The following is a 10987-nucleotide window of genomic DNA, read 5'->3' as shown; positions in this document are numbered from 1 at the left end:
TATTACCATTTAAATATCGTCTCACCGCTTGTATTTTTTCTTTTGAAGAAAATTTAGCCATAAAAAAACTGCACCTCCAATTGTTAGACTGTGTCTAACAATTAGGGTACAGTTCATGGAAATCGGCTTTTATCATTTTTTATAAATTATTGCAAAAAAACAGTTTTGATTCACTCATTTTATTATTTATAGCGATACATTTTATTAAAACATTTTTTTCATTCTATTTCGCATTGCTAATACAATGCCACCTAAAATCGATAACATTCCTAGAGCAGTTGTATTAGATTCTGTTCCCCCGGCGTTAGGAAGTTCTCTTTTATCGTTTTCCACTTTAAGAGGCGCATTCGTTTGTTTCTTCGTTTCTAATTCCGTTACTTTATTTTCTACATTTTGCTTTGACTGTTTTAATTCAGCTATCTCTGCTTCTACATCTTGTTTTGTACGTGTTAATGCCGCTATTTTCTCTTCTATATTTCGTTTCGTTTCATGTAATTCTGCTAACTTCTCTTCTGGTACAGTTTGATTCGACTGTTTTAATTCAGCTAATTTATTTTCTAGCGTTTGCTTCATTTGTTTTAACTCTAATACTGATTCTTCTATTTTTTGCTTCGCACGGATTAATTCCGTTACTTTATTTTCTAGCGTTTGTTGCACCTGTTTTAAACCCGATACCCCTTCTGCTACATGTTGCTTTGCTTCCGCTACTTTCTCTTCAGCATCTTTCCTAATCTGCTTTAATTCTGCTATTTTCTCTTCTACATTTTGTTTCTTCTGTTTTAATTCCTTTAATTTCGCTTCCGCATTTTGTTTTATTTGTTGTAATTCTGATAGCTTCTCTTCTCTATGTTGTTTCACTTTCGTTACTTTTGCTTCTGCATCTTGTTTCTTCTGCTTTAATTCTGATTCTACCTCTTCTTTATGTTGCTTTACTTCCGTTACTTTCTCTTCTACATTTTGTTTCTTCTGTTTTAACTCTGCCGCTCTCTCTTCTGCGTGCTGCTTCGCTTCAGATAATCTCGCTTCTGCATCTTGCTTCGCCTGTTTTAATTCTGCTGCTCTCTCTTCTGCGTGTTGCTTCGCTTCAGATAATCTCGCTTCTGCATCTTGCTTCGCCCGTTTTAATTCTGCTGCTCTCTCTTCCGCATGTTGTTTCGCTTGCTTCAGTTCAGATAATCTCTCTTCCGCATGTTGCCCAATAGAATCGTGGGTTGGAGCGGCATCATTCACTTCCGCATAACCCGTATCAGCTCCTGCTATCATTGCTAAAGCTAGTGTAGAGATTGCGACTGTTTTTTTCGTACTCATCATTTTGTCCCCTTTTCCTTCGTGAGTATTCAACTATTATGTATACATCTAAAAATATATTTTTTTATCCTATTAATATAATAATAGTATAACAAATGTTTATAAAGTGAAACTTTAACCAAGCAAATTTTTATCAAAAAAGCGAAAGAGTTTTCTCCTCCTTCTTCATTAATTATATTTATAAAAATTCACCCCTCTTTATTGACAGAAAATTCAAACTAGATATATAATTTTGGTATTACCACTGTCTTTAACTTGTATTACCATAAAATAAAGGGGACGATGATTTGAAAGAAAAGGAACGCTCCTCAGATAAAATTGAGAATGAATTAATTAGATCCATATTGGCTGGTGTTTATTCTATAGGAAGTACTTTACCGCCGGAGAGAGAGCTTGCAAAAGAATTTGGTGTTGGTCGTCCAACTATTCGGGAGGTACTTCAACGTTTAGAAAGGGGTGGATGGATAACAGGGAGAAAAGGAATGCCTGCGATTGTTAATGATTATTGGAGCAATGGGAATCTAACGACACTTGTTAATATTGTTGAGAATCATCATACCATTACAGATGAATTTATCATGTACTTATTAGAATTAAGAAGTTCGTTGACTCCGACTTATATTCGTGATGCTGTTACGTTTAATCAACCTAAAGTGGTTGCTCTCCTTGCCAATCTAGAGCAGCTTGAAGATAGTGCAGAAAGCTATGCAGCATTTGATTGGGATTTGCAAAAAAGGTGTGCTGGCCTTGCTATCAATCCGATCTTTCTACTCATTTTAAATAGCTTCGATTCCATTTATGTAGATATGGCGAAAAGATATTTTTCTGTAAAAGATCATCGTGCGTTGTCCTTCAACTATTACCACGACTTATTAAAAGCTGCATTAAAGGGCGATGCAATGGAAGCGGAAAGATTGTCTAAGACAACACTGGCGAAAAGCTTGGCTCTCTGGAAAGATAGAAAAAAATAAAGAAAGCTGGAGGCGTTATAAATGAGAGTGAAATATTTAAAAGAATATTTTTTCTACCCTGATATATTAATCATGAGCTGTCTATTCCTCATTAGCTTTGGATTTATGATTCCACATCTAACCTCTATCGGAATTTGGGGCACTTTTATTCTGGGAATGATTATGTATTCCTTAGCTGAGTATGTTACACACAGGTTTCTTTTTCATCTGAAACCACCAAAGAATGTATTTTTGTTAAAAATGCTTAAACGATTACATTATGACCACCATACAAATCCGAATGAATTACATTTATTATTTTTACCCTTATGGTATAGTGTGCCAAACATTGCAATTGTAGCAGCCATTTTTTATTTTCTTTCATCTAGCTTTGTAATTACAAACGCATTTATTGCAGGTATCATGCTCTTTTTATTATTTTATGAGTGGAAGCATTATATCGCCCATCGCCCCCTTCAGCCAATATCTCCATGGGGGCGTTGGATGAAAAAGGTTCATTTATGGCATCATTTCAAAAATGAAAATTACTGGTATGGTGTTACGAACCCAGCCTATGATTTTCTCATGGGTACCTTTAAAGACCAAAAGGATGTTGACCAAAGTAAAACTGCTAAAAATCTAGAAAAACGTAGCGACCAGAAAATAGAATTATAAAGTTCAACTAATCGGGCTTTTACGGGCAGTTGATCCCCCACCTACCTTCCTCGTTTCTCTCTGAATCTTGAGGTGGAGGTCTTACTGCCCGTTAATGCGGGATAAAACAAAAGGGTTCGTCACTCGTTCCTTTCCGTATGCCGAAGGATAGTGACGAACCATTTTGTTGTAAAAACTCTTTTATAATCAAACTTTTTCAGTGATTTATTTTAAAAATAATGTATCCCCAAAAATCAAAAGTTATATTGAAGAATACAGCTTATTTTACATCTTGGACAATATTTGTCGTCTTTACTTGGAAGTTTCCTTGATACGTTGCAATTTCTGTCATTCATCCATTAATGGAATGAATGAACGAGCTGAGATTACTTACATTGGATAAGACTTCAGACAGCAGATGGTTACACTCTTCTTGCACATATTCACTCTTGAACCATTCCGTTGTCTTCCCTACTATTTTAACTTCAACACTGCGCTGACCGGGTTATGATCACTGTTTTCAAACTTCAAATCATGCCCTTGTACGCTCACAATCTCCACATTTGGAGACACTAAAAATCCATCGATAATCGTAACAAAGTTCTCATCTTCGACATAGCTCTTCACATTATCACGAACTGTCCAAACAGTATCATCAACAGCCCACTGAAACCCACCATCAGTGAAATCTTCTGGAAGCTGTACTAACCACTCTGGCCATTCTTCTTTAAACTTCGGATCTTTTAACTGTACATCAGATAATAGCTGATTCCAGTCTCCGCCAAGCACAATATAGTCGCCATTTTTGTAATGCTTATTCATATACTCTTTCAAAAACTCAACTTGTTGCTTTCTAATGTTTCCGCCCTTATCATATGCAGATAAATGAACGTTCACCATTCGTAAATATTTCCCGCTATCAACTGGAACCTTATGCTCAACAATCGCTCGATCTAATTCGAATAATTGACGAAGCCACATTTCTCTTCCAGGAAGCTGATATCTCGTCACTTCTTCTACTTTATATTTTGAGAACGAACCAAGTCCACTGTTCGTATATCCGTGCGGCTTCTTAATTGGCACCGGCACCCACTGCGCATTAAAGTTATAACCAAATGTAGACGCAAGGCCTTTCAGTCCATCTTGAAACGCCTTATACTGATTCACATCAAATGAACGAAGCGACTTCTCATCCATCTCTTGCACTAAAATAAAATCAGAATCTTCCTTTTGTAAGAAAGACAGCATATTGCCGATATTCTTTTCTGTTTGCTCTTTACTACTAGAGCGTGAACCCGTCCCTCCGTCTAAGAAAAAATCTTGATCTTTATCTAAACCGCCGTAGCCAATATTAAACGTTGTCGCCTTAAACTCTTCTCCAACTTTAAGAACGCGCTCGTTATTATTTGCCACCTTCAACTGCTCAACATCCTTATGCTTCACATCCGTAATTACCACATACGTAATAAATGCCGCGCAAGCACCCAATATCGAGCCTGTACCCCATAATAAACCTTTCAATGCCTTCTTCTTCAAGTTCCCGACTCCCTTATTCTCTCTTTATAGTTTGCACACGTGGACATTTTAACATGTTCTAGATGTAAACATAAAGTAACTTTCCATTTCATCATCCAAGTAAAAAACAATAGAATTTAGCCCCACCCTCGCATCATAGCAGGGATTTTTTTCATGATGTAGAAAAGGATTACATGCTATACAAATCATATAGTGAATCGAATGATTAAGGGTGGGAGTTACGGTGTTAAAAAAACCAAAAAGATTACAACCAGGTGATCGCGTCGCAACAATGAGTCCTTCATGGGGAGGCGCAGGCGATCCAGAACTCAGGTGGCGTTATGAACAAGGGGTAAAAAGATTAGAAGAAGTGTTTGGCCTTAAGGTTGTACCTATGCCAAATAGTTTAAAAGGTTCGGCATATACTTATGAAAATCCACAGGCTCGTGCACAAGATTTAATGGCTGCATTTCAAGATGAAAGTATAAAAGGCATCATTGCAAATATTGGCGGATCCGATAGCATTCGCCTGCTTCCTTATATTGATTTTGACGTTATACGTGAAAACCCAAAGATCTTTATGGGCTATTCAGATGTGACTATTCCACATTTATTTTGTCATAAAGCTGGCATTTCTTCTTTTTACGGCCCAGCTATTTTAACGGATTTTGCTGAAAACGTTGAGATGGATCCATATACAATTGAAATGGTGAATCGAACTCTTTTTTCAAATGAACCGATTGGCGAGATCAGGCCCGCTACAGAATGGACGAGTGAACGTTTAGAATGGATTGAATCAAACAAAAGTAAACGACGGACAATGCAGAAAAATACTAGTTATGAACTTCTGCAAGGATCCGGTATTACACAAGGGCGTTTAATCGGCGGTTGTATCGAAGTACTTGAGTTTGCAAAAGGAACAGAACTTTGGCCTGAGAAAAAATATTGGGATAATTGCATCCTGTTCTTTGAAACATCTGAAGACAAACCAGACCCAAATTACGTAACATATTGGTTACGTAATTATGCAGCGCAAGGCATTTTACAAAACATAAACGGAATCATTTTCGGCAAACCGAAAGACGAGCAGTATTATGAAGAATATAAACAGGAAATTACAGCAGTTATGAAAGAATATGGTTTAGAAAAATTACCGATTCTCTATAACTTAAATTTCGGTCATACGGAACCTAAGTTTATTTTACCGTATGGCGCACTAGCAGAAATTGATTGTGAGAGAAAGACATTTTCGATTTTGGAAAGTGGTGTACAATAAACCCTCTCTTACAACGAAAAAGGCTCCTTAACATTTATTTGTTAAGGAACCTTTTTATTATTCTTGCTTACTCTTCGCCTTCATTTGTTCCTCATACACATACTTAGCAGTCATAAAATCATTCGGAAAATCACCTAATGCTTTTTTCATCACATTTAATTCCTCTTGTGACTTAATTTCAACACCATTTAAGAAATCAAATGCTTTCGATTGTTCATCCTCTCCTAGTTAAATACCGCCCAAGTTTTATGCAAGGTTTTTCAATAAATAAATACCCCAGTAAAGCCAGTAAAAAAGAAAGAAAAAAAGAAAGAAAGACTATTAATACGGTAGGTAGTGTATCATAAAATAAATACATAACTGAGAATAAAGAAACAAGATGATATAAATACAGACTATAAGAAATCTTTCCAAGAAAAATAAATACTTTTCTCCTTAATAACGCACTAAATGTCCATGAAGCGACACTCATAATCATTATTATACAAACCCCAAATGAGACAACGTAGTCTCTTAATATATAATTGTTCAAAAAATCTACCTCGCCAATCATTCCTTCGTACATAAAACAAATAATTGCAATCAGCAGCAATGCAATTATTACCGCTTTTTTCATATTTAAAGCATAATGAAAAATAAAAGAACGATACTTAGCTAATAGAGCTCCCATAAAAAAAAGAGTGATGTAGTGAAAACTTAAAAAACTACTAGTTATGCTTCCGCTAGGATCAAACAAATACAGACCCAGAGTCGAAAAAAGACTTAAAGTTATAAACCACAATAAGGAATATTTGAGCTTTTTTCGAATAAAAAACAAAGTCAGAAATGGAAATACAATCGAAATTCTCATTTCATGGACAAGAGACCATATAACATTATTATATGCGTCCGTGTTATATTCACCAATAAAAGCAAGATGTTGTAAGAATAAAACTAGTGTATCTTCAGCCGTCCATGATTTGCTAAACCAATCGCTAATAAATGGCATATCATTACGACTAAAAAGCATTTTAGCAATAATAGAAATGCTAATTGCCACTAGATATGGTATATAAATTCGGCAAATCCGTTTTATTATGTATACACCATAATGAAATTTCTCATTATGAATGGATAAATATAAAACAAAACCACTCAATACAAAAAAGAGAATGACAGATTCGTTACCACTACTAAAGACAAGACGTAAAGGAGTTTCTTTAAATAAATAAACGATGAAGGGGCTGTTTAACTTATACCGATAATTTTCATACGCAGGCAATAACATCATATGATGCCCAATTATTACAAGAAGTGCTGCTAATCCTCTGAGAGAGTCAAACTCCTCATATCTTTTCATCATACTACTCCTACTAAAAAGATTTTTATTAAAATATAGGATACCTTCCATTCCCCTATTATGTTCATATAGTTAGCAAAATCATAAAGAAATAGATTATATATTTTTTAACACATGGAAAAAATTAGAAGCGAAAGTATTATTACTTATAAATGAAGACGTAAATTAAGTTGGTGTATCCTATACCACTGTATGTCTTTCACGGTATTGCCTAGGAGTCATATTACATATTTTTTTGAAAACTCTTGTAAAATAACTTTGATCATAAAAGTTAAGCCAAGCACAAATATCTGATAATGGATATGTAGTTAATGCTAATAGTTTTTTTGCTTCTTCTACTCGTTCCCTTTGAATATATTCACTAAAAGGGATTCCCACTTCTTGTTTAAACAATTTAGATAAATAAGTAGGATTCATATCAAGCAGCGTAGCGAGATTATTGAGAGATATTTCATGGTAAATGTTTTTGCTAATATGATTTAAACATGCAGTAATTGTATGCGAATATTTTTGAATACTATATTCTTTCACACGATCAGCAAAAGCACATAAAGCATCCTCAATTAATCTATTGACTGAATACATATTATCTAGTTGTTCAATCTTCTCCATATAGAGAGAACTAAGCGAAAAAGCAATGTCTGATGGGAGATTCCCCTCTATCGCATAACGAGTAGCTAGAGTAATGGCCATAATGCCATTATTTTTTTGATTTCTTAGTGGATTTGTTTTTGATGAAATTGCAGCATCTTCCTGCGGAAATGCATATTTTATTAATTTTTCTTTGTTCCCTTCTTTAATACATGTGAAAAATTTCCGTTCTAATGCTATATCGTAATGATTAGGACTATTTTGACGACGGGCTGAAATATATAAATCAGGATTCGCAATTTCATAGGACGTTTTCTCCAATAATTTATTTTCTCCCCAAACAGCACCGACATCTAACTTTTCTTTAAAAATCATGTAATGTAATAAAATTCCTATATCAATTAAAGTTATTTTTTTTATTACAGGTATGGAATGGTAGTAGTCAATTCCGTCTTGTATACTAGCATTTGTTCCAAATTCATTCATAAGTCTAATGGCCATATCTTCTGATACCTTTGGATATGTAGAAGGTCCTATTACAAAGGTTCCTTTTATATATTCATGATCTACTACATGAGTGAAAACGAAATTTTCTAGATAACTGTTTCCTCTCATAATCGGAAAATTATAGGGGTCATTTTCTTGAAAAAGTTCACTAAATTGTTCCTCCTTAGAAGAATAAAAAGGACTGCAAATATCATTAGAAGTAGATTTATATACGATTTTTTCATCTGTCGATACAAATTGAATAGATACGTGAAATGTTTGATATAAAATATCACACAAATATTGTATATCCATAGAATGATTCATTATATTCTCCTTTTAACTAGATAAGATAATAAAACTTCATATAAAAAACCAAACATTTATGTACTACATTTATGGATTGATAAATACATTGTGAAGAGTGAAAACCCACTAAAAAATTCTATTAATTTTCAAAAAAATACAATTTATACAAAAATCTTACTATAAACATTCAGAAAAAACAATTATTATTTGGATTTATAAGATGCAAGATCATATTGACAAACTTCTTTATTTAAGTATCCATTTGATTGACTTATTTGTTATGCACACCTTTCGTATAGTCATAGAAATTTCAAAAAACACACTTACATATACCTCTTGTCACTCTTAGCTTGATTACGATGTTGCTATGCCCTGCATAGCAACAATTCGAGAAGAAGAATTCCGTTCCGTTTTTGTTCGGATGCTAGGCTTATAATTTTTTCACCCTAATATAAATGTGATAAGGACCTTTTCAAAACCAAAGGTGATCATTTCCATTTGGAAAGTCACGCCAAAACTCTACTATTAAATTGAAAAAGTGGTGAACGAGATGAATGAAAAAGTAAAAATAAAAGAGTTTATACAAGTTTTAAAAAGGCGATTCTTAATCATTATACTTACAACAATTTGCACTAGTGGGTTCATTATTATTTCATCCATGTACCTTATGAAACCAATCTATCAGTACTCCACCCAAGTTCTTGCTGGATCTTTAGGCGCAGAAAAAGAAGAAAATCCAGTAAATAGAGTGCAAGATAACAAGCAGCTAGCCCTTTCATATATGGATATTATAAAAAGTCCATATATCATGATAGGCGTAAAAAAAGAGTTAAACCTGACTCGTTCAAGCTATGATTTACTTAAACAGGTTTCCGTTACGAATAGAAATGATTCACAGATTATTACGATTTCAGTGAAGGATTCTAATCCACAATTAGCTAAAAAAATTGCACAATCTGTCGTAAATCAATCCATATCTAAATTTAAAAACTATACAAATGCAAATCAACTTAATATTCTTAATAATTCTGAGGTGACAGAAGAGGCTGAACTACTTTTTCCAAAACCTAAATTCATTATAGCCATTTCAATTGTAATCAGCTTTTTTGCTGGAATTGGCTTGGCAATGCTACGAGAACACTTTGACGATTCAACTTACAATAATCGAGAACTTGAACATCTTGGTCTCCCATTATTAGGAAGAGTGAACTTACATACCAAAAAAAGAAAAAACAAACAAAAAACAGCTTATAAAACCTTACCTTCTATGAAACGAGGTGAACAGAATGGCCATCAAATTTAAGAAGAAATATTTGTTTAATCCATATGACATTACCATCAAAGAACGATTTTATAGCATATGTAACCAGATTGAACCGAGCCTTCAAAAGGAAAAGTCAATCTTAATGATTACTTCACTTGCACAAACACAAAATATAACGAATGCTACTGCTTATTTGGCCCTAGCTTTTTCAGAACAACGAAAACGAGTGTTGGTAGTGGACGCGAATCTGCGTCAACCCTCTTTACACCATGCGTTTAATATCGATCATTCATTTGGCCTAAGCAACTTACTTTTAAGAGAGCAAAATAAAGATACTACAATAGAAATAACGGATTATCTATCTTGTTTATCTACAGGTGAAGACCTTTATGAGCCAATGACATTGTTAACATTAGAGACCTTCCCAATCCTAATTGAGGAGTGGAAAGAGTATTTTGATATCATTATATTTCACACATCCGATTTCCTAAACACACCAGACGCACAATTCCTCGCAAAATATTGTGATGGCGTTGTTTTAATGATACAGGAAGGTCGTGATAAGTTAGAAAAAATTGCGAGTGTAAGAAAACAACTTGAACATAGCAAACATGAAATAATCGGTGCAGTTATTATTTCATAAGGAGGGGTAACTTTTGGACCCAAAAATAAAGATTGATAGGCAGGTAGAAATACAAGTAAAACTTCTATCAACTTCATCTTACCTTCTTGTTAAACGGCTTGTAGATTTTGTTGTCTCGTTATTCATGCTGTTACTTCTATCACCCATTTTAGTTCTTTTTTGCATCCTTATTCCAATTGAATCAACCGGCTCTCCCTTCTTTTATCAATGGCGTCTAGGAAAGGATGGCAAAGACTTTAAATTAATAAAATTGCGCTCCATGTTTTTAGATGCTGAAAAAAACGGCCCTCAGTGGGCAACTAAAGAGGACCCGAGGGTTACAAGAATAGGTGCGTTTATAAGAAAAACAAGAATTGATGAAATCCCTCAATTTATTAACGTGTTAAAAGGAGATATGTCTCTCATTGGTCCTAGACCTGAAAGAGAATATTTCTATAAAGAGTTTGATAAGTTATTACCTAATTTTAAACATCGTTTAATTGTAACACCCGGAATAACAGGATGGGCGCAAGTAAATGGTGGATATGATTTAACTCCCGAAGAAAAATTAGCATTTGACTTATATTATATCCAGCATCGATCATTCGCTATGGAAATCAAGATTTTATGTCAAACATTGGCCATTGTATTTACTGGAAATGGAGCTAGATAA

Annotated in this window: 10 protein-coding genes; 6 read left to right on the top strand and 4 right to left on the bottom strand. The window is 34.2% G+C overall.

Translation table 11 applies throughout. From position 1 onward, the window contains the following. Positions 1 to 204 precede the first annotated feature (204 nt). Positions 205 to 1308, bottom strand: coding sequence for a coiled-coil domain-containing protein (locus tag LOK41_RS14720; RefSeq protein WP_241817191.1), 1104 nt, complete (start codon positions 1306 to 1308; stop codon positions 205 to 207). 287 nt (positions 1309 to 1595) lie between these two features. Here LOK41_RS14720 and LOK41_RS14715 point away from each other — a divergent pair, with 287 nt between their 5' ends. Together LOK41_RS14715 and LOK41_RS14710 are read left to right on the top strand one after the other, a co-directional pair. Further along, complete coding sequence (locus LOK41_RS14715) at positions 1596 to 2279, top strand: GntR family transcriptional regulator (protein WP_241817190.1); 684 nt, start codon at positions 1596 to 1598, stop codon at positions 2277 to 2279. A 21-nt stretch (positions 2280 to 2300) separates the two neighbouring features. Further along, positions 2301 to 2933: a sterol desaturase family protein gene (locus LOK41_RS14710; RefSeq protein WP_241817189.1), complete on the top strand. Its 633-nt coding sequence runs from the start codon at positions 2301 to 2303 to the stop codon at positions 2931 to 2933. 453 nt (positions 2934 to 3386) lie between these two features. On the opposite strand, the gene LOK41_RS14705 is transcribed toward LOK41_RS14710, so the two are convergent. Further along, entirely contained in the window at positions 3387 to 4448 is a 1062-nt protein-coding gene (locus LOK41_RS14705; RefSeq protein WP_481748815.1) for an endonuclease/exonuclease/phosphatase family protein, read from the bottom strand. Between the two features lie 223 nt (positions 4449 to 4671). Here LOK41_RS14705 and LOK41_RS14700 point away from each other — a divergent pair, with 223 nt between their 5' ends. Next, a complete protein-coding gene (locus tag LOK41_RS14700; RefSeq protein ID WP_241817188.1) occupies positions 4672 to 5703 on the top strand; it encodes a S66 family peptidase in 1032 nt (343 codons plus the stop codon). Between the two features lie 214 nt (positions 5704 to 5917). Here LOK41_RS14700 and LOK41_RS14695 read toward each other — a convergent pair whose 3' ends face one another. Then, positions 5918 to 7045, bottom strand: coding sequence for an acyltransferase family protein (locus LOK41_RS14695; RefSeq protein WP_347269306.1), 1128 nt, complete (start codon positions 7043 to 7045; stop codon positions 5918 to 5920). 177 nt (positions 7046 to 7222) lie between these two features. Beyond that, positions 7223 to 8446, bottom strand: coding sequence for a helix-turn-helix domain-containing protein (locus LOK41_RS14690; protein ID WP_241817186.1), 1224 nt, complete (start codon positions 8444 to 8446; stop codon positions 7223 to 7225). Positions 8447 to 8978: 532 nt separating this feature from the next. Between LOK41_RS14690 and LOK41_RS14685 the strand changes: the two genes are divergently transcribed. The 3 genes from LOK41_RS14685 to LOK41_RS14675 are packed head-to-tail and all read left to right on the top strand — an operon-like array spanning position 8979 to position 10987. Further along, positions 8979 to 9731 carry a YveK family protein gene (locus LOK41_RS14685; protein WP_174101572.1) on the top strand — a complete coding sequence of 251 codons (753 nt, stop codon included), beginning with the start codon at positions 8979 to 8981 and terminating at the stop codon, positions 9729 to 9731. Then, the gene (locus LOK41_RS14680) at positions 9715 to 10335 is read left to right on the top strand and encodes a CpsD/CapB family tyrosine-protein kinase (RefSeq protein ID WP_241817185.1); all 621 of its coding nucleotides are present in this window, start codon (positions 9715 to 9717) and stop codon (positions 10333 to 10335) included. Before LOK41_RS14685 ends, LOK41_RS14680 begins: the two co-directional genes overlap by 17 nt. A gap of 13 nt (positions 10336 to 10348) precedes the next feature. Beyond that, positions 10349 to 10987: a sugar transferase gene (locus tag LOK41_RS14675; RefSeq protein ID WP_241817184.1), complete on the top strand. Its 639-nt coding sequence runs from the start codon at positions 10349 to 10351 to the stop codon at positions 10985 to 10987.

Origin of the sequence: Bacillus sp. TL12 (assembly GCF_022625245.1) — a bacterium.
Lineage (GTDB): Bacteria > Bacillota > Bacilli > Bacillales > Bacillaceae_G > Bacillus_A.
This window is presented reverse-complemented; position numbering and strand designations above follow the sequence as displayed.